This is a genomic window from Flavobacterium cupriresistens (genome assembly GCF_020911925.1).
GTDB classification, from domain to species: Bacteria; Bacteroidota; Bacteroidia; order Flavobacteriales; family Flavobacteriaceae; genus Flavobacterium; species Flavobacterium cupriresistens.
This window is the reverse complement of sequence record NZ_CP087134.1, coordinates 3,596,163-3,616,498: the sequence shown is the minus strand read 5'-3', so window position 1 is coordinate 3,616,498 and position 20,336 is coordinate 3,596,163. Positions and strand designations below refer to the sequence as shown.

Below are 20,336 nucleotides of genomic sequence, written 5' to 3'. Positions count from 1 at the left end.
GTAACTATAAAAATAGTTGTAGTTTTGAATTAAAATTAGAAAACATGCAAAAGCTAACGAACAAAGAAGAGGAAATCATGCACATTTTATGGAAGCTAAAAAAAGCATTCGTAAAAGAAGTTCAAGCCGAGATTACAGAAGACCAACCGCACTACAATACGCTTTCGACTATAGTGCGCAATCTGGAAGAAAAAGGATATGTAAATCATAATGCCTTTGGAAACACCCACCAATATTATCCGATTGTAAGCATCGAAGATTATCGCAAAGGTTTTATGAGTACCGCTATCGATAATTATTTCAATAGTTCGTATAAAAGTATGGTGTCTTTTTTTGCTAAAGAAGAGAAAATTTCTGCCGCTGAATTACGTGAAATCTTAGCCATGATCGAAAGTCCAAAAGAAGAAAAATAATCATTTTATGGAAGCACTATTCATTTATATCGCAAAATCAGGTGGATTGTTACTCTTGTTTTATACTGCCTATTATTTTTTACTGCGCAAAGAAACCTTCTTTACCAGTAACAGATGGTTTTTATTGACCGGTTTAATCACTTCTGTAGTATTGCCCTTTATAGTGTACACCAAAAATGTATGGGTTGCCCCTGCTTCAACACAAAATCCGGATTTTCAACCTGTTTTTACGCAAACAATTGAAAATCCTCTTTTTGAAATCAATTGGAATTATGTGCTTCTAGCCTGTTATGGCATTGGCTTCATGGCTTTGCTGATAAAATTCGCAATAGATTTTTATAGTTTAAATGCTATTCTAAAAGGTAAAAAGGTAAAACAACAAGCCGATTTTAAATTTATTGATGTCAAGGAGAATATAGCTCCGTTCTCTTATTTTGAATACATTGTGTATAACTCATCACTATACACGGCTACAGAATTAGAGAATATTATTGAACATGAAAAAGTACACAGCGATCAGAACCATACTGTAGATGTTTTGGTTTCCAGAATCTTCAGTATTTTGTTTTGGTTCAATCCCCTTGTCTGGCTTTATAAAAAAGCGATTACTCAAAATCTCGAGTTTATTGCAGATAATGAGGCAGCAAAAAAACTTTCCGACAAAAAAGCGTATCAGTACACGCTTTTAAAAATAACAACACACGAAAATTGTGTTGCCATCACCAATCATTTTTATCAATCATTAATCAAAAAACGAATCGTTATGTTAAATCAAAATCAATCAAAAAAGCGGAATTACTGGAAGTATTATACCGTAATTCCAGCACTTGTAGCGTTTGTACTTCTATTTCAGATTGAAGTCGTAGCCCACGAAAAAGAGCAAACTCAAAAAAACAGTGCTGCTGAAAAAGTAAAAGGAATGGATGTTTACGAAATCAAAAAAACAACCACAGATCAAGAGCTTGCAACAATCACCGAAAAGTTAAAAGCGGAGCACAATGTTGATGCCGTTATTTCTGAAACAAAAAGGAATTCAAATAATGAATTGACCTCTATTAAAGTTGATCTTAAAAACGGTAAAGAAGAAACGCAGGCCCTTCATATTTCGGGTTCTGATGCTATCAAAGACTGTGGTATTATCATTAAAACTGAGGAAAACGGGTCTAAGAAAATAATTGTCGTTACAAAAAACGAATTTCAAAAGGACGCAACCGAAGCATCAAAGATAAAAATCAAGAAAACTCAAAAAACTAATACCAATACCGATGTTAAAACTAATACTACTACTGGCAAAAGTGATCCTACAAATGGTACAACAAATACTCATGTGATCACAACCTTCAAAACCAATGTAAATACAAACGTGAATGTAAGTACTGATGGGGACAAAAACGAAACTACTTCTATAACCTACTACAGTCAATCTAAGCCAAAAGTTATCGTAAAATCAGGCGGAAGTTCTGCTAAACAACTTATCATCGTAGATGGCGTTGTACTGACAGATGGTACTTCTATGGATGATATTGACGCACTTGATATAGAAAAAATGAGTGTTTTTAAAGGCACTCAGGCTATAGAAAAATATGGCGATAAAGGGAAAAATGGTGTGATTGAAATCACAACCAAAAAGTAGGCACTTCAGCTAATTTACAACCTTAAAACTATCCAAAAGCTAACCAACAAAGAAGAGGAAATCATGCACATTTTATGGAAGCTCAAAAAAGCATTTGTAAAAGAAGTTCAGGCCGAGATTACAGAAGAGCAACCACATTACAATACACTTTCGACTATAGTACGTAATCTGGAAGAAAAAGAATATGTGAGTCATACTACTTTTGGAAATACCCATCAGTATTATCCAATTGTAAGCATCGAAGAATATCGCACAGGATTTATGAGTACCGCTATTGATCATTATTTTAATAGCTCTTATAAAAGTATGGTATCCTTTTTTGCTAAAGAGGAAAAAATTTCTGCAGCTGAATTACGTGAAGTTTTAGCTATGATTGAAAATTCAAAAGAAGAAAAATAGTCGTTTATGGAAGCACTTTTCATTTTTATCGCAAAATCAAGCGCATTAGTTGCTTTGTTTTACCTTGCTTATTATTTACTATTACGCAAAGAAACTTTCTTTACCAGCAACAGATGGTTTTTACTAGCCGGATTGATTACATCGGTAGTACTGCCCTTTATAGTGTATACCAAAATTGTATGGATTGATCCTGTACCGGTTTCAAATATGAGCTACTCTCCCGCTTCTATTGTCCATGCTATAGAAGAAGAGTCTTTCGAAATCAATTGGAATCTGGTTTACATTGCTATTTATACCATTGGTTTTATTGCTTTCCTAGTAAAATTCGGATTAGATTTTTACAGTCTGAATACTGTTCTTAAAGGTAAAAAAGTGCAACAACAAGCTGATTTTAAATTTATCGATACAAACGAAAATATTGCTCCTTTTTCTTATTTTGATTATATCGTTTACAACTCATCACTGTACACGGCATCAGAGTTAGAGAGTATTATTGAACATGAAAAAGTACACAGTGATCAGCATCATACAGTTGACGTTCTGATTTCAAGACTATTCTGTGTACTGTTTTGGTTCAATCCAATCATCTGGTTTTATAAAAAAGCCATTATTCAAAACCTTGAGTTTATTGCGGATAACGAAGCGGCAAAAAAACTTTCGGACAAAAAAGCGTACCAATACACGCTTTTAAAAATAACTACACATGAAACTTGTGTAGCAATCACCAATCATTTTTATCAATCATTAATCAAAAAACGAATTGTCATGTTAAACAAAAATCAATCAAAAAAGAGAAACTATTGGAAGTATTACGCCATACTTCCGGCACTTGTAGCTTTCGTAGTGTTATTTCAAATCAAAACAGTAGCGCAGGAAAAGAAACAAATTGAGGCAGTCGCAAAAGAAAAAGAGCAATCGGTAGAGATTTACAAAATCAAAAAAAACACCACAGATCAGGAATTAAAGGAGCTTTCTGAAAAATTAAAAGCAAATCATGATGTAGATGTAGTAGTGTCAGAAGTAAAGAGAAATTCAAAAAACGAATTAACCTGTATCAAAGTAGCTCTTAAAAAAGGAGCCGGAGAAGCACAAACTATTCAAATTAATGGTGATGAAGCCATTAAGGATTGCGGAATTGCCATTACAACAAACGATAATGGAACGAAAAAAATCAAATTAATCGCCGATGGAGACCTCGATGGTTTAACCGATGAAGAAGGTCCTGCACAGGTTAGAGAAACCAGAACCGTGTATCAAAACGGCGCTTATACGACACCTCCTACTCCGCCAACACCTCCAGTTTTCCCGGCCGGTGCAATGCCATCACCTCCAACTGCTATGGCTAATATGCCAAAACCTCCCGTTCCGCCTGCAAATCTAAATGATAAAACGGCTATGAAAAATTACGAGAAGGAAATGGACGAATTCGAAAAGAAAATGGATGCCTTTGAGCCGCAAATGGCTGCTTACGAAAAGGAGTTAAATGAAGTCATGTCAAAACGTGAAGCTATTTTTGAAAAAGAAATGGAAAAATACGAAGTAGCCATGGAGCAATTCAATGCGGATATGGGGAAATACGATCAGCAATCGAATGTTGATATGAAACAACATGAGATCGACATGAAACAGCATGAAAAAGATATGCGTCAACATGAGAAAGACATGAAACAATATGAAAGAGATATGAGGCAACAAGAGCGAGACATGAGACTGCAACAAAGAGCGATGATTCAGCAACAAAAAAACATCGCTAAGAGACAGCAAAAAGCAAATTAAAAACACGCCTGCTTAAATCAATGAAAAAAAATCTTTTTATCACTTCGTTTTTAGTATTCTTCAACTGCTGCTTTAGTCAAAATAGAGCTACTACTGCAAAGGAAACCGAACAAAAAATTGATACCTATCTCAAAGAAGTAATACAAGTAAATGAAATACCGGGAGCTGCATTGGCGGTAATCAAAAAAGGAAAAGTAATTTATGAAAAGTATTATGGGAAAGCGTCTTTAGAAGCACATAAACCAGTGGATAAAAACACTGGTTTTAAGATTTTCTCCACCACCAAGTTAATTACCAATGTTGGTGTTTTTCAATTGATAGAGAGTACTCAGAAAGACTTTGTTAAATGACAAAGTCTTTTTTTATATCTTTGAAAAAAAATTAACCTACTATGTATAAAATTTTAGCCAAACTAAATAAAATTCTTTTACCAAGTTTGACCAAACAAGGTTTAGACATTACCAAAGCAAAAAAATGGCAAATGGCGCTTATAGGATACCGCTATTTTGTAACTAAACGTGCTTTAGATTAATTTTCCGTACTATTTCTCGCGCAAACGCGTAACTTTTTCATATACTACCTGCCGAATGTGTTGCCTGTGATTGAGCTAAATCAATTTAACACATAGAGACATAGATTTTGATACTTATAATTTGAGGTGTGTTAAGAAAATTTCCATTTTTTCACATAGTCTTATACTGCTTAAGATGTCTTTTTTAGGCTTTGGAAACTAGGCCTCCTCCCAACGGGTTAATTTTATACTATCCGAAAACCTTTTGTGCTTACTTATTTGTAGTTTTGCGTTTCAGCATAGACTTTCAATGAAAAACAAAGAATTCAACCTCCCACCGGTTCCGGCTGTGTTATTAGCCATTATAAGCGTGCAATGTGGCGCTGCTATTGCTAAAACAATTTTCCCGTCTCTTGGTGCTGCAGGAACAGCTTCAATAAGAATCGGTATCTCTGCCCTGATCTTATTTGCTGCTTATCGTCCGAATCTGTTTAAAATTACGAGACAACAATGGAAAATTGTAATTCCATATGGCTTGAATTTGGGTGCAATGAATTTAATATTTTATCTGGCAATAGAAAGAATCCCTATTGGATTATCTGTTACTTTAGAATTCATAGGTCCCTTATTACTCGCCATAGTCGGATCGAAGCGTTTACTTGATTATTGCTGGGTTGTACTGGCAGCAATCGGAATCCTTTTAATCGCCCCATGGACGAATAGCAGAATAGATACCTTAGGAGTGTTATTTGCTCTTTTAGCGGGAGGACTTTGGGCCAGTTATATCGTTTTGGGTGGTAAAGTCTCCAAAATTATGAATAGCGGTGAAGCTGTTTCTGTGGGAATGCTCTTTGCTTCTCTTTTAATTCTTCCTTTTGGTTTTTACGAAAATGGCCTTGTAAATCTTACTCCAAAACTTTTTGGATTAAGCATTGCGTTGGCTCTTTTATCAAGTGCTATCCCTTTTACACTTGAAATGAAAGCCTTAGGGCAGTTACCTCCGCGAACGTTCAGTATATTAATGAGTTTAGAACCTGCTGCGGCCGCTATTTGTGGTTTTATATTTCTTCAGGAGCGTCTAAATTTTTATGAAATAATAGCAGTTGCCTGTGTTGTTATTGCTTCGGCAGGATCAACTTTAATGGCTAAACGATAAGATTCTTAGCGATATAAAATAAAAAGAACCGTAAATAGTCATTTACAGTTCTTTTTATCTTGGCATTTAAATGCTGTTAATTAGCTTTTTGGCAATAATACAGTGTCCACTACATGAATTACTCCATTAGATTGATTTACATCTGCAATTGTTACTTTAGCTTTGTTACCACTCTCATCGCTGATGTATAACGTTTTTCCGTCCATCCAGGCAGTTAATGTGCCACCACTTACGGTTTTTAGGGTTGCTTTACCTTTACCCATTTTTATCGCTTTTGCAATATCCGAAGCGTTCATTTTTCCGGCCACAACATGATAGGTTAAAATTGTTTGAAGCATTTTTTTGTTTTCCGGTTTCAACAATGTTTCTACTGTTCCTGCCGGTAATTTATCAAACGCTGCATTTGTTGGGGCAAAAACGGTGAATGGTCCTTTACTCTGTAAAGTTGCTACTAAATCTGCTGCTTTTACCGCAGCCACCAAAGTAGTATGATCTTTTGAGTTTACTGCATTTTCAATAATATTTTTGTTCGGATACATCGCCGCTCCACCAACCATTACTGTTTTTTGTGCGTTTGAAGTAAATGCAAATCCTAAGACTAAAACTGCTGCTGTTAAAAATTTTCTAGTTTTCATAATTAATGTTTTAAGTTATAAAGGCATTTACGCTGTAATAATCGTTTTGGTTTTAGGAAAAATTCAAAAATGTGAATCTTACATTGAATATTCCTCAAAACACACTAAACAGCAACGCTTTAGAAAAATAATTAAATTTTAAAAATCGAATTATTTTTTTCTATTAACTTAAATCGCAGACTCTGTTTTAAGAAGTAATTTAAATTATTGGTTTGTTTATGTTTGAAAGCAGATACCTTACAACCCATTTTCTGAATTAAAAGAATATATTTTTTAATGGTTAAAGCGTTTAAAAAGCAATTTAATTGGATGGGATCCATTTAAATTGGCATAAAAATATTGCCCTTTTATAAAGAATAAAAGTATTATTTTGGATTGCCTCCCGCTTTAGCTCAATGTCATTAAGTTAAGAGATTTTTTCACGCAGATTCTGCGGATTTTTTTCAATCCGCTAAAATTTGCGTGAGATTTTTTTTACAATGCTTAACTTAATGATTATGGCAAGTGCAATTCCCCTATATCACGTATTGAATGATAACCCAATTTACGATAGCTCTCAAACTGTGCTTCATCAAAAAACTGATCTGCTGTAGACTGCTGTGGAAAATCGGGATTCGCCAAAGCATATTCTCGTATATCAATAGGTTCATTACCTGTCAAACTAGCTTTGATATAAATTAATGTACCTGTACTTTTTATACCCGGATAAGTGATCGTTCCTTTAATAATATGCTCCTTCGACATACCTTGATGTTTTGTAATATCTTTAAAATTCTCAAAGGTAATTTCTACACCAAAATCAATTCGACATCTCCTAATGGCGTTTGCTAAACCTTCGCAAGCGACGTCCTGATCCTGCTCACCATCTCCTAATATAATATAGTGACAGCGTCTTCTGATGAGTTCGTACAAGCCCATATTATCGAAGTGTCCTCCATCCGAAAGACAAACATAATCCATATTGATATCGGATTTACCGGTCAAATCATGAATTAGGTACAACAAACCACCTCTTGGATCAGAATCCTTCCATCTTTTAAGTCTGGTATTACCAATCCACCATCCCAAACGGACATTAAAAATTGTCAGTAAAAAAGCCATAGGAGCTGAAGAATGATATCCCCAATTAGGATTCACCGCTGCTCCGGATATCGCCATTGCTGTTCCTATAGTTGGCCCACCTTTTTCATTAGAAAATTTATTGGTAGGACGATAGCCGTATTCATAAACATGGTCAACATCGTAAGTAGACGGACGCGTAGGGCTAAAATCATAGCCACAATATAAGGGTGTAAACACGAATGATTCTGCTTTCCGATCTTGTCGGTCGAGAGCTGAAACAACAGTCGCATTAAGGGCTGTATTAAGAATAGGATACGGACCAAAATAACCATCATCAACCTTCATAGACGATAACAATATGTCGTCATTGGTATCAAAACCCGTAAATGCATTTGCTGTTTTAATACGATCTTCCCTGCTACGCGTAGCGCCCATAAAAGCTCTTATAAGACGGTTGCGATAAAAATGGTGAAGGGAAAACTCATTAACCCCCACACGCCAGCTTAGAAAAAGGGTTATCAAAAACAATCCTCCAGTTGTCAGACGATTTATAACATCGCTATTCCCCTCTCTTATAAGGTTTATAATCCCGGAACCTATAAGCAGTACCCCAATCATGAAAATAAAAGGTACCACCTTAACAACAATATTCGTAATACCCTTAGACTTACCCGGATCATCATCTCCTTTGGATGAAAATGCTATTTTTACTCCCCAGGCAACTATACCGGCCCAACCTCCCCAGGCAGACAAAGTAATTTCCAAATTCATCCATAAAGAAGGCCATAAATTAGGCATAATAAATATGGCAAAACAAATAATAATCCAGAAAAGCACAAACCGGTTGATATAACCTCCTGTTCTTCCCCACCACTCGCGACGGTAATCGGGAAACATTTTGCCTAATATTGCCATTCTGGTTATTATCGCAAGCGAAAAAATCTCAAGAACGATGGGAAGTCCAAACAACAACATTACTTTATCTAAGCTTATCCTTCCGTTGAAATTTTTAATTGAAATCAATATCAAATCATAATTTTTCCAAAACAAGTACAGTAATACGCTTAGAATGGCTGCGGCCACAGCTGAGGATACTATTAATATTATTGGAAACCAATTGATAACTCCAACTTTATGTATTTCATTTTTTACCTCTATTTTTTCTTCGTCAGACAATTTTTCCTTCACTACATTGGCCTTTCCTAACTGAATAAGATCATACCTTTTGTGATAATTCCCCAGCAATGCGACTAAAATCAATGCGATAAATGCCGGCAATGAGACATTAAGACCAAACCATACATACAGGTTTTCACTCTTACGACAAATTTCATCTATACTTATATTAAACATAAATGTACTGACTAAAAAAGCGCAAATAATAGTCCATACGATAAGCAAATAAGGCAGAACACTTGTAATATTGGTAAGAAAGGGAATGTCAATATTAAAAATATTCCAAATTTTGGTAACCCGGGCAACTTTTCTCTTCTGTTTTACTTTATAAAACGATCGCATGGCAAAAGCAGCTGTAAGCGCTCCAAAAATCAGCATTGCCGTATTCAACCAAAAAAACGGAATTTCATCCTTCTTCTCCAATCCTTTAAATAGGAGTCCGAGAATTTCCCATCCTTTGTAAAGATCCAGAATGAAAGAGAAAACGGTTAATAACACCAGTAATAACAAGGTCTGATTGACTAGAGTATTTCTTAACCAAGTCATTCCGGACGTCCAGGCATCGGGAGACATCATCCCTACGTTTGGAGAAAGATAATTACTGAACATTCTAAGCCATCGAATCGGACGTACTTCATCAGCAAACGGATCGGATGATTTCTCGGGACATAACTGATCCGTAACTTTACTGAAAGAACCGGATCGTTTTATCCACGATGTATACCAGGTACCGATATAACCACCTCCGGATACTGTCGATATGTAATCAATTTTTTCTAAAACGTCCAGACTTGCCAGTCTTTGCAGTATACCAAGATTAAATGTAGCTGAACGAATACCTCCTCCGGAAAAAGCGATACCGGTAAGCTTCATATCTGTAGCCCGTACCATCGGATCGTATATTTTATCTCCGTCAGAAGTTACTTTTAGGAGATTCTCATTTGTACTTTCATCAACGGTTACGGATGCCTGCCATTCCTCGCCTCTCTTCTTACGGGCTTTATTAATTTCATCCAGCTCGTCATTAAATAAGGTTTCAAACGGCAAGGGAAACTCAGTTCTGATTTTCCTTTCCGAACTATTATTTAGCAATTGTCTAAGAAGTACTCTATCATCAGTGAGGTACTTTATAGCATCATCCTCGTTTTCATCCCACCATGTTTTATGATTTTTAAGATCGGTATCATTTAGAATATTTGAATAATCATACTCCTTCTCTTTTGCTGCATAAAATTGATAGAGACGAATATCATATGCTGATTTGTGCTGCCCGGTAATGGCCTGAACCACCTGTACCGGCATGTATCGAAGTACCGTTGCCAATTTTTTTCGCTCCTCTAAATTTCCTTTATAAAGTGCTGCCCGTATTCGCTGCCTCCAAAAAAAAGGCACCCTAAACAATAAAAGTTCACTGGATTCGGTCTTATCCATATACTTTTTATCAATATTGCTGGCAAGCCATTCTAAAAGATCATAAACGATGTCTAAATATACTTTTGTTAGATTCTTTTCTCCATTTTTATCAGCGCTATGCCAGACAAGGTCAGTTATTTCGTCTATCTGACCGGGAGTCAATTGATTTATACCATAATGGTTTTTGTCCATATTTTCATCCTTACTTACAAGGGTACTCCAAGAATCTTTTTTAAGAAACGCTTTAGGAAAAGTGTTCTGAGGATTGCTTTTTAATATATCCTGAAAAAGGGTAAGATAGGATATCGCTTCAGCGGTGAGGTCGGTTACAATGTCCATAACAAATAAAATTAGGTAATTACTATACTATAGATTCCGGGAGAAAATTCAAACTATTTAATCCTCAATAAAAAAGGAGAATTAATTATTCATTCCAATTATTAGTATTTCAAAAACCGGATTTTCCAATTTTGAAAACCACATCTAAATTACGTCAAAAGCCCATTTAAAAAACGAGTATAATTACCTGTTTAGAAACCGTTTACTTTCATTAAATTAAATACTTTACAACTATCATGTTAAACCACGTATAATCTTATATTTTTTTTCTACTTTAACAACAAATTCATCAAACATGCAGCAACTCCCTAAAAAAGTCAGAAGTAAAAAATTAGGCCCAAAAATCGACTTAACTGCTATGGTAAGCGTCTCTTTTCTGTTGATAATATTCTTTATGGTTGTTACTGAATTGGCAAAGCCAAAAACACTGGATTTAAGTATGCCTGATTGCGGTGATACTTGCGGTCTACGTTGTTATGGTGAAAATCGTTCGGTAACAATATTACTGGATGACAATAATAAATTGATAGTATATATAGGACTTCTGGCATATCCGATTATGGCTCCAAAAAATTTAAATTATGGAAAAGAGGGAATTCGCAAAGAACTTTTAATTAGAAATAAAAGTATGCTTGAATATTCTTCCCGTCGCGGGAAACCCGGAAGTGGAATTACAGTAATTATAAAACCTACCAAAAAATCTAATTACGGCAATCTAGTCGATATTCTGGATGAAATGAAGATAACAGGAATTAACTCCTATGCAATTGCAAATGATTTTACTCCTGAAGAAACTAAATTATTAGCCTCTAACTAGTTTTGTCAACTTACGAAATCGCAAGTACATCCGATTTTAAATAAAAATGAGGAAACCGAAATCTCCTCATTTTAAAAAAGAACTTACTAAATAATCTGTTAATTCTCAGAACAGATCAAAACCTTGAGCAAATATCTTTCTTAAATAGGCTAATTTTTATCCAAAAACGCTTTTAAAATAACAGTATAAGGTTTTTTCCAGCTATTATTTGAATAGTGAGTCTTCTGAAACCTAATTCTAAAAATTAGAACATAAAAAAAGTCCCACATTGCTGTGGGACTTTCTGTATGGATGTGTAAAGACGCACTGCTGTGCGTCTCTGAGAATTATTTTTTCTCAGTTTTTTCCATTTTAGCTTTTAATGCAGCTAATACATCATTGTTATCTCCTAAAGTTGCAGCTGGTGCGTTTGTAGAAGTAGATGAAGTATTTTCAGTTGCAGTTTTCACATTTTTCTCTTCTTCTTCACGGAAGATAGCAGTGTGAGAAGCAACTACTCTTTTGAATTCTTTGTTGAATTCGATTACTTTGAAATCAGCAGTATCACCTTTTTTCAATTTCTTTCCGTCTTCTTTTTCAAGGTGACGAGTAGGAATGAAAGCAACGATATCATCTCCGAATTCTACAGTAGCTCCTTTGTCAACGATTTCAGAAATCTCACCATTGTGGATAGTTCCTACAGCGAAAGAATCTTCGTATTGATCCCAAGGATTAGCAGTAGTTTGTTTGTGACCTAAAGATAATTTACGTCCTTCAACATCTAATTCTAATACTACTACATCAAGTTTTTCACCAACATTTACAAATTCAGATGGGTGTTTGATTTTCTTAGTCCAAGATAAGTCAGAGATGTAAATTAATCCATCAATTCCTTCTTCTAATTCTACGAAAATACCAAAGTTTGTAAAGTTTCTAACGATACCTGTATGTTTAGAACCTACTGGGTATTTAGAAGTGATATCAGTCCATGGATCTTGAGTCAATTGTTTGATACCCAATGACATTTTACGGTCATCTCTATCTAAAGTTAAGATAACAGCTTCAACAACATCTCCAACTTTTACGAAATCCTGAGCAGAACGTAAATGAGTAGACCATGACATTTCAGAAACGTGGATTAAACCTTCAACACCTTCAGCAACTTCGATGAAAGCACCGTAATCAGCGATTACAACTACTTTACCTTTTACTTTATCACCAATAGTTAAATTAGCATCTAAAGCATCCCATGGGTGAGCGTTTAATTGTTTCAATCCTAATTGAATTCTTGTTTTCTCATCATCGAAATCAAGGATTACAACGTTTAATTTTTGGTCTAATTCAAGAACTTCACTTGGGTGGTTGATTCTACTCCAAGAAAGGTCAGTAATGTGAATTAATCCATCAACACCACCTAAGTCAATAAACACACCATAAGAAGTAATGTTTTTAACAACACCTTCTAATACTTGTCCTTTTTGTAATTGACCGATGATTTCTTTTTTCTGTACTTCGATATCAGCTTCGATAAGCGCTTTATGAGATACAACAACGTTTTTGAATTCGTGGTTAATTTTTACCACTTTGAATTCCATCATTTTGTTTACATATACATCGTAGTCTCTAATTGGCTTAACGTCAATTTGAGATCCAGGTAAGAAAGCTTCAATACCGAAAACGTCAACGATCATACCACCTTTAGTTCTGCATTTCACAAAACCATTAACGATTTCTCCTGTTTCATTTGCAGCAATAACTCTATCCCAAGATTTGATAGTACGTGCTTTTCTGTGAGATAATACTAATTGACCAGTTTTGTCCTCACGGATGTCGATTAATACTTCTACTTTGTCACCTACTTTTAAGTTTGGGTTGTAACGGAATTCGTTTAAAGAAATAACACCTTCCGATTTTGCGTTGATATCAACGATAACGTCTCTATCTGTAATTCTAACAACTACACCTTCTACTACTTCTTCTTGATCTGTAGCGATGAAAGTTTTTGAAACTAGTTCTTCGAATTCTAATAAGTTTTTCTCATCTACTGCATCAATTCCTTCTTGGAAGTTATGCCAGTTAAAATTTGCTAAAAACTCTTCTTGTGATTTTAATTGTTCAGACATGCTGATAAAAAATTTGTATTCTGTTTTTCTTGAGTTTCATAAAGCGATAGAAAAAACAGAAGTTGTTTTACATAAATTGTTGATACCTAGTGGAAACTCTACTCTGCCAAAAGGACTGCAAAATTACTACATTTATTTGTACTGACAAAATAAAACACAAATGATTATCAGGCTAGTCTTTCTGTAGTAGTACAGTTGATGTTTTTTAAGTTCTAAAACCTTAAAAAATAATTAAACCCGACAGGTTTTAAAAACCTGTCGGGTTTGAATAAATTAAAATCAAAAATGACTTAACATTCTATTTCATTTAATCGCTAAAATTAATCTTATTTAATGCCTTAAATTCTCAACCTCCTTTGGATCATGTTTATACTTAAAAAGAAAAGCAAACAAAATTAGAATTACAAATGCATAACCAGCAAATGAAAACCAAACATTAGACCATTGCACTGTATTTCCATCAGTAAAATAACCTACCGTTCTTCCAGCAAATTCACCTCCTAAAATTGCTCCAATACCATTAGTCATTAGCATAAATAATCCTTGAGCACTTGATCTAATTTTGCTATCCGTTTCTCTTTCAACAAATAACGAACCTGAGATATTAAAAAAGTCAAAAGCCATTCCGTAAACGATCATTGATAAAACAAGGAAAATCACACCTGATCCAGGATTTCCGATACCAAATAAAGCGAAACGCAATACCCATGCAATCATACTAAAAACCATTACCTGCTTAATACCAAATCTCTTCAAAAAGAAAGGAATAGTCAGAATAAAAAGTGTCTCTGAAATTTGAGATAATGAAATAATAAATACGGAGTGCTCCACTCCAAAAGTTCCTTGATACTCAGGATTAGAACCAAAACTTCTTATAAAAGTATCACCAAACATATTAGTAACTTGTAATGCAGCACCTAAAAGCATCGCAAAAACAAAAAATATAGCCATTTTCTTTTGCTTAAAAAGCACAAAACTATCTAATCCGAATCTACTAGAAAATGATTGGTTTGTGTTTTTATTTTCAGCAGGAACATCAGGCATAGAGAATGAATATATACCAGTAATAATCATGGCAACGGCCGCAAAAACAAACTGATTCGTACTTGATTTCCAATCAGTCAAATCCGTTACCCACATTGCTATAATAAATCCAACTGTTCCCCATACACGAATTGGAGTAAATGCTTTTTGAACATCAAAACTAAATTTATTTAAGACCGCGTAACTAACGGAGTTGTTTAAGGCTATTGTTGGCATATAAAAACAACTTGTTACAAAAATAATCCAATACATTTCTGTTGAATTAGTCGCTTTAGTTGCAAAGAAAATTGCAATTCCCGCAATAACGTGAGCAATTCCCAAAACTTTTTGCGCACTAAAATATTTATCAGCAATGATCCCAAGTAAAGCAGGCATGAATAAACTTGCCCATCCCATAGAAGCATAAGTTCTTCCTATAGACAAGCCAATACTACCTCCTTCTAAAGGACCAAAAACCTGGCCCATATATCCACCTAATGAAATCAACCATATTCCCCAAACAAAAAATTGGAGGAAATTCATAATTGTCAGCCTTAATTTTATACTCATATAATAAAATTGTCTTTGTAAAATAATAAATGAAGCGGTAAAACTACCATTAAAAATGATATCTGCAAAAAATTAAACCGTTTTAACAACATCATTTACTAATTCAAGAACAGCTGAAAATTGTTCTTCTCTGTTTAAATAAGAATTATCGATTTCAATTGCATCATCTGCAATTACTAATGGAGAATCTGCGCGATGTGTATCAATATAATCTCTTTCGACCACATTTTTCAAAACCTCTTCATACGAAACAGCATCGCCTTTTTCCTGTAATTCATCAAAACGCCTTTGCGCACGCGTTTCCGCACTTGCAGTCATAAAAATTTTAAGCTCAGCATTAGGAAAAACTACAGTACCTATATCTCTGCCATCCATAACGATAGCTTTGTTTTTACCCATTTCTTTTTGTTGCTCCACCAATTTAGCACGCACTTCTGAAATTTCAGCCACTTTGCTTGCGTAGCTGGACACCTCAATGGTTCTGATTTGTTTTTCAACATTCTCATCATTCAGATACATTTCTGCAAATCCTAAATCTGCATTGAATTTAAACTCTAATTGAATTTTTGGAAGAAAATCCACAAGGCCTGTTTTATCGAAGAATTCAGGTCCTATTAATTGATTCTGCATTGCAAATAAAGCTACCGCTCTGTACATTGCTCCCGTATCGACGTATACGTATTCTAATTCTTTTGCCAATTGTTTTGCTAAAGTACTCTTTCCTGTTGACGAAAATCCGTCAATTGCAATGGTTATTTTTTTCAAAATAATCTTTTTGATTTTATAAATTAATAATAAGTGTGGACGATTTTTTAGTAGTAAATATCTAAAATAATTCTTGATCTGGAAGTATCAATTATTTTTTCTATTCTTTTGAAGAAGGCTTCACTAACCATTGGGCAACCCTGGCTGCGTGAAATATAATAATCCTGTTCATTTTCAGGAACAGCTGAATATCGATGTAAAACTATAGCTCTTTTCAAAGCGTTATTATTGGTTTCATCCAGACCAGCCAGTCTGTAGGCCTTGCCAAAAATTCCTTTATAACATTTTTCGATGGAGTATCTTCCTAATGCAGTTGCTTTAGATTCCGGTGTATTACTAAATTTTAACTCTCCACCAACTCCTGTTTCTGATCCGGATCCGTGGGCAACAAGTCCTTGATCTATAATTTTATCATTTTCAATGTCGTACACAAAAAAGCGATTTCTACCGGATTTGATTTTCATATCAACCAGAAAAGCAATTTTTTGATTGTAATTAGAGCTAATCGCAATCTTTTCCTTTACCTCATTGATATGGGTATTTATCCTTTCAATATCTATAGCAGTCAATACATCTTCCTCTTCCAAAGCACTATTTGAGGTATTAAAAAAACCTGCAGTTACCAAGAGAATTAAATAAAATAGCTTCATAAAATCACCTATTGAAAGTTAAACATTAGTCCAAAAAGACTAGTATTAGCCGCTAAAGTATATTTTGAATATGAGTAATTAAACTTTAATCGATTCATTTTTAAACCAAACCCTAAAGAAACTCCCGAAAAATTACGTTGTTCTTCAATTCTTAACTCCTCACCTCTTCTAAAATTATACCCCAATCTGATATTAAATGCTTTTTTAGGAAAAAGCTCGACACCAACAATAACATGTCGTAAGGCGTTGTTTACAAAAGAAACTTTCTCTTTACTCGCCGTACCGTCTAAGTTTGTTTCGCCACGAACCGGATTCGAGAACGAAACATTCCATTGTTGCAAATTCTCTAAAGTAAGATGCCAGCGAAGCGGCACGTGCTCTAGTTCTTGCGATACTCCTGCAATAATTTCAAGGGGCAATTTTTCCTGTATTCCGGAATAAGTTGTGAACTGAGTTCCAATATTTCGAATTACAAGAGCCAAATTTAAATCATTTTTTTCAATTATATACAAAAAACCTAAATCAATTGCACCACCGATAGAATTATAAGTTTCTAGCGTTGAAGTTATTAGCTTCACATTCGCTCCAACATGAACATCTGTAAAAGGAATATTATACGCATACCCTAACGAAAGCGCTCCTTCATTACCTGTAAAATCTGAAGTCGCCTGACCGTTTTCGTCATAACCTTCAAATGTACCGTAATTCACATAACTTACTCCGGCATAAAAAGTCTGCAAATGCCTGTCATACGTATAAGCGTAGGAAGCCGTCCCGTAGGAGGCCTGACCGTAATAACTTCCGTAATTCATAGCCAGATGATTGTCCATATCTTCGTTTAAAGTCGCCGGATTAAACATAACCTGATTCACATCGTCGTCGTAAATTGTAATCGTTTTTCCACCTAACGCTGCCTGCCTTGGTGAAGTCGTTAAATTAAGAAACTGATACGTGTAACGACCCCCTATTTGCCCGAAAGAAATCGAACAAATCAATAACATAAAAAATACAACAAGTCGTTTTAACATGCTTTTTGAGGCGTTCCTATAGGGAGATAACGCAACTGCGAAGATAAAATTATAAACTTATAAAAATAAATAAATCCCAAAAATATAAATTCCAAATTCCAAACTAAAAAAGCATCAGTTTATTGGAATTTGGAATTTATATTTTTGGGATTTTATATAGAAATTTATTTCAGCGTTTTAGCGTTTTTAACATTTTGATCTGTCAATGCCAAAGCCAATACTTCACTCATTTCTTTTACATAATGAAAGGTCAGTCCTTCTAAATATTCCGCTTTTATTTCGTCAATATCACTTTTGTTTTCGTGACACAGGATAATCTCTTTGATGTTGGCTCTTTTTGCCGCCAAGATCTTCTCTTTAATTCCACCTACCGGTAAAACTTTTCCACGAAGCGTAATCTCCCCTGTCATAGCAAGACTTTTCTTTACTTTCTTTTGCGTTAACAAAGAAACCAAAGAAGTCAACATGGCGATACCGGCACTTGGACCGTCTTTTGGCGTAGCTCCTTCCGGAACGTGTAAGTGAATGTTGTATTTCTGGAACAACTCAACACTAAGACCTAATTTCTTAGCATTTGCTTTGATGTATTCTAAAGCAATTGTAGCCGATTCCTTCATTACATTTCCTAGATTTCCTGTAATGGTAAGAGCTCCTTTTCCTTCAGAGATCAAAGATTCAATAAATAAAATATCTCCTCCAACACTTGTCCAGGCCAAACCTGTTACAACTCCTGCAACATCGTTATTTTCGTATTTATCACGTTCTAATCTTGGTACACCTAAAACAGTTACGATATCTTCATCTGTAACTTTTTTATTGTATTCCTCTTCCATTGCAACTGCTTTTGCTGCATTACGAATGACCTGAGCGATTTTATTCTCCAGATTACGAACACCGGATTCACGTGTATATCCTTCTACAATTTTCTCTAATTGTTTTTTGCCAATTGTCAAATCTTTAGTCGTTAAACCGTGTGCTTCTAATTGCTTTGGAAAAAGATGTCTTTTTGCAATTTCTACTTTTTCTTCAATCGTATACCCTGACATTTTAATCACTTCCATTCTGTCACGTAATGCCGGCTGAATGGCTGACATATTATTTGAAGTCGCAATAAACATTACTTTAGACAAATCATATCCCATTTCAAGGAAATTATCATAAAAAGAATTGTTTTGCTCCGGATCTAAAACTTCTAATAAAGCAGAAGAAGGGTCACCACTGTTTCCGCTTGAAAGTTTATCAATTTCATCTAAAATAAAAACCGGATTTGATGTTCCTGCTTTTTTCAAACTCTGAATAATTCTTCCCGGCATGGCACCGATATAGGTTTTTCTATGCCCGCGAATTTCTGCTTCGTCACGTAAACCACCTAACGAAATACGCACATACTCACGTCCTAAGGCCTCGGCAACAGAACGACCAATAGAGGTTTTACCAACACCCGGAGGTCCTGTTAAACAAATAATTGGCGATTTCATATCGTTACGAAGTTTCAATACAGCCAAATGCTCTACCATTCTTTTCTTAACTTCTTCAAGTCCGAAATGATCTTTGTCTAATATTTTCTGAGCGTGTTTTAAATCAAACTTATCTTTAGAATATTCGCCCCAAGGCAATTCTAGAAACAACTCTAAATAGTTACGTTGAATCCCGAAATCAGGAGATTGTGGATTCATTCTACGCATTTTTGACAGTTCTTTTTCGAAATGTTTTTGCGTTTTCTCGTCCCATTTTTTAGTTTTTGCTTTCAGCCCCATTTCGTCCATTTCCTCTTCCTGCGAAACGCCACCCAATTCTTCCTGAATGGTTTTCATTTGCTGATGGAGGAAATACTCGCGTTGTTGCTGATCTAAATCAAAACGAACTTTTGACTGAATGTCATTTTTCAATTCTAATTTTTGCAACTCTACATTCATATAACGTAAAGTTTCAAGGGCTCTGTCTTTTAATCCGTTTATCGATAATAAACCTTGTTTTTCTTTTACCGATAAATTCATATTAGAAGAAACAAAATTGATTAAAAACGATTGGCTTTCAATGTTTTTAATCGCAAAAGTAGCTTCGGAAGGAATGTTTGGACTTTCCTTTATAATTTGAATAGCCAACTCTTTAACAGAGTCCAAAATCGCTACAAATTCGGTATCATTTTCATCGGGACGTTCTTCTGAAACTTCTTTTATAGTAGCTGTAATATAAGGGTCTTCTGAAACGACTTCGTCAATTTCAAAACGTTTTTTTCCTTGTAGAATAACAGTAACATTCCCGTCAGGCATTTTCAGAACACGCAGAATTCTTGCTACCGTTCCAATTTTATGAATATCATCTTTAGACGGATCTTCATCTTCTTCATTAATTTGAGAAACAACACCAATGATTTTTCCACCGGCATTCGCATCATTAATTAATTTTATAGACTTATCCCTTCCTGCCGAAATAGGAATCACAACACCAGGAAATAAAACAGTATTACGCAAAGGCAAGATAGGCAACGAAAGCGGAAGCTCTTCGTTATTCATTTCTTCTTCGTCTTCTGGAGTTAATAATGGAATTAATTCTGCCTCTGAGTCAAATTCTTGAAGTGACAGATTGTCAATAGTAAGTATTTTATGGTTTGACATAATAATATATAAGTCGTTTTGTCATTAAAAGTTCAATCCTAACTGTAGATATGGTCTTAGATATGCTAGTTTTTGGTAAAACAATCCTAAGTATATCCTCCACAAGATAGACGGTAAAAATAGACAATCATTGTGCCAAAACAAATTTATACCTTAATTTTATTGTGTGGATAATCCTAAACCTTCTAACAGCTTTAATAAAAACACAAATCAGGAATAGACAATCAATTACAACCACTCCTAACTCCTC

General features: G+C 34.8%; 16 protein-coding genes. 8 read left to right on the top strand and 8 right to left on the bottom strand.

The annotated features are described in order from the left end of the window. Positions 1-44 precede the first annotated feature (44 nt). The 7 genes from LNP23_RS15380 to LNP23_RS15350 all read left to right on the top strand — a co-directional run bounded on the left by LNP23_RS15380 (position 45) and on the right by LNP23_RS15350 (position 5,888). Complete coding sequence (locus tag LNP23_RS15380; protein WP_047779144.1) at positions 45-413, top strand: BlaI/MecI/CopY family transcriptional regulator; 369 nt, start codon at positions 45-47, stop codon at positions 411-413. Between the two features lie 7 nt (positions 414-420). After that, on the top strand, positions 421-2,046 hold the full coding sequence (locus LNP23_RS15375) for a M56 family metallopeptidase (RefSeq protein WP_230001860.1): 1,626 nt from the start codon (positions 421-423) through the stop codon (positions 2,044-2,046). 30 nt (positions 2,047-2,076) lie between these two features. Next, the gene (locus LNP23_RS15370) at positions 2,077-2,445 is read left to right on the top strand and encodes a BlaI/MecI/CopY family transcriptional regulator (RefSeq protein ID WP_047779146.1); all 369 of its coding nucleotides are present in this window, start codon (positions 2,077-2,079) and stop codon (positions 2,443-2,445) included. A gap of 6 nt (positions 2,446-2,451) precedes the next feature. Beyond that, positions 2,452-4,221: a M56 family metallopeptidase gene (locus LNP23_RS15365; RefSeq protein WP_230001859.1), complete on the top strand. Its 1,770-nt coding sequence runs from the start codon at positions 2,452-2,454 to the stop codon at positions 4,219-4,221. Between the two features lie 20 nt (positions 4,222-4,241). Then, entirely contained in the window at positions 4,242-4,571 is a 330-nt protein-coding gene (locus LNP23_RS15360; protein WP_230001858.1) for a serine hydrolase, read from the top strand. 41 nt (positions 4,572-4,612) lie between these two features. Further along, positions 4,613-4,753, top strand: coding sequence for a hypothetical protein (locus tag LNP23_RS15355; RefSeq protein WP_047779148.1), 141 nt, complete (start codon positions 4,613-4,615; stop codon positions 4,751-4,753). 289 nt (positions 4,754-5,042) lie between these two features. Then, positions 5,043-5,888: an EamA family transporter gene (locus LNP23_RS15350; protein ID WP_230001857.1), complete on the top strand. Its 846-nt coding sequence runs from the start codon at positions 5,043-5,045 to the stop codon at positions 5,886-5,888. An 80-nt stretch (positions 5,889-5,968) separates the two neighbouring features. On the opposite strand, the gene LNP23_RS15345 is transcribed toward LNP23_RS15350, so the two are convergent. After that, complete coding sequence (locus LNP23_RS15345; RefSeq protein WP_047779150.1) at positions 5,969-6,523, bottom strand: fasciclin domain-containing protein; 555 nt, start codon at positions 6,521-6,523, stop codon at positions 5,969-5,971. Positions 6,524-7,018: 495 nt separating this feature from the next. After that, positions 7,019-10,513 carry a patatin-like phospholipase family protein gene (locus LNP23_RS15340; RefSeq protein WP_230001856.1) on the bottom strand — a complete coding sequence of 1,165 codons (3,495 nt, stop codon included), beginning with the start codon at positions 10,511-10,513 and terminating at the stop codon, positions 7,019-7,021. Positions 10,514-10,808: 295 nt separating this feature from the next. Between LNP23_RS15340 and LNP23_RS15335 the strand changes: the two genes are divergently transcribed. Beyond that, positions 10,809-11,330: an ExbD/TolR family protein gene (locus LNP23_RS15335; RefSeq protein WP_230001855.1), complete on the top strand. Its 522-nt coding sequence runs from the start codon at positions 10,809-10,811 to the stop codon at positions 11,328-11,330. Positions 11,331-11,656: 326 nt separating this feature from the next. Here LNP23_RS15335 and rpsA read toward each other — a convergent pair whose 3' ends face one another. The 6 genes from rpsA to lon all read right to left on the bottom strand — a co-directional run bounded on the left by rpsA (position 11,657) and on the right by lon (position 20,086). Beyond that, a complete protein-coding gene (rpsA, locus tag LNP23_RS15330) occupies positions 11,657-13,432 on the bottom strand; it encodes a 30S ribosomal protein S1 (RefSeq protein WP_047779153.1) in 1,776 nt (591 codons plus the stop codon). A gap of 330 nt (positions 13,433-13,762) precedes the next feature. Further along, positions 13,763-15,025, bottom strand: coding sequence for a nucleoside permease (locus tag LNP23_RS15325; protein WP_230001854.1), 1,263 nt, complete (start codon positions 15,023-15,025; stop codon positions 13,763-13,765). 72 nt (positions 15,026-15,097) lie between these two features. Continuing rightward, positions 15,098-15,790: a (d)CMP kinase gene (gene cmk / locus LNP23_RS15320; RefSeq protein WP_230001853.1), complete on the bottom strand. Its 693-nt coding sequence runs from the start codon at positions 15,788-15,790 to the stop codon at positions 15,098-15,100. 47 nt (positions 15,791-15,837) lie between these two features. Continuing rightward, a complete protein-coding gene (locus tag LNP23_RS15315; protein WP_230001852.1) occupies positions 15,838-16,440 on the bottom strand; it encodes a murein L,D-transpeptidase catalytic domain-containing protein in 603 nt (200 codons plus the stop codon). A gap of 8 nt (positions 16,441-16,448) precedes the next feature. Beyond that, positions 16,449-17,468: a type IX secretion system protein PorQ gene (gene porQ, locus LNP23_RS15310; RefSeq protein WP_047779157.1), complete on the bottom strand. Its 1,020-nt coding sequence runs from the start codon at positions 17,466-17,468 to the stop codon at positions 16,449-16,451. Positions 17,469-17,632: 164 nt separating this feature from the next. After that, positions 17,633-20,086, bottom strand: a complete 2,454-nt coding sequence (gene lon, locus LNP23_RS15305; protein WP_047779158.1) for an endopeptidase La — start codon at positions 20,084-20,086, stop codon at positions 17,633-17,635. Positions 20,087-20,336 lie beyond the last annotated feature (250 nt).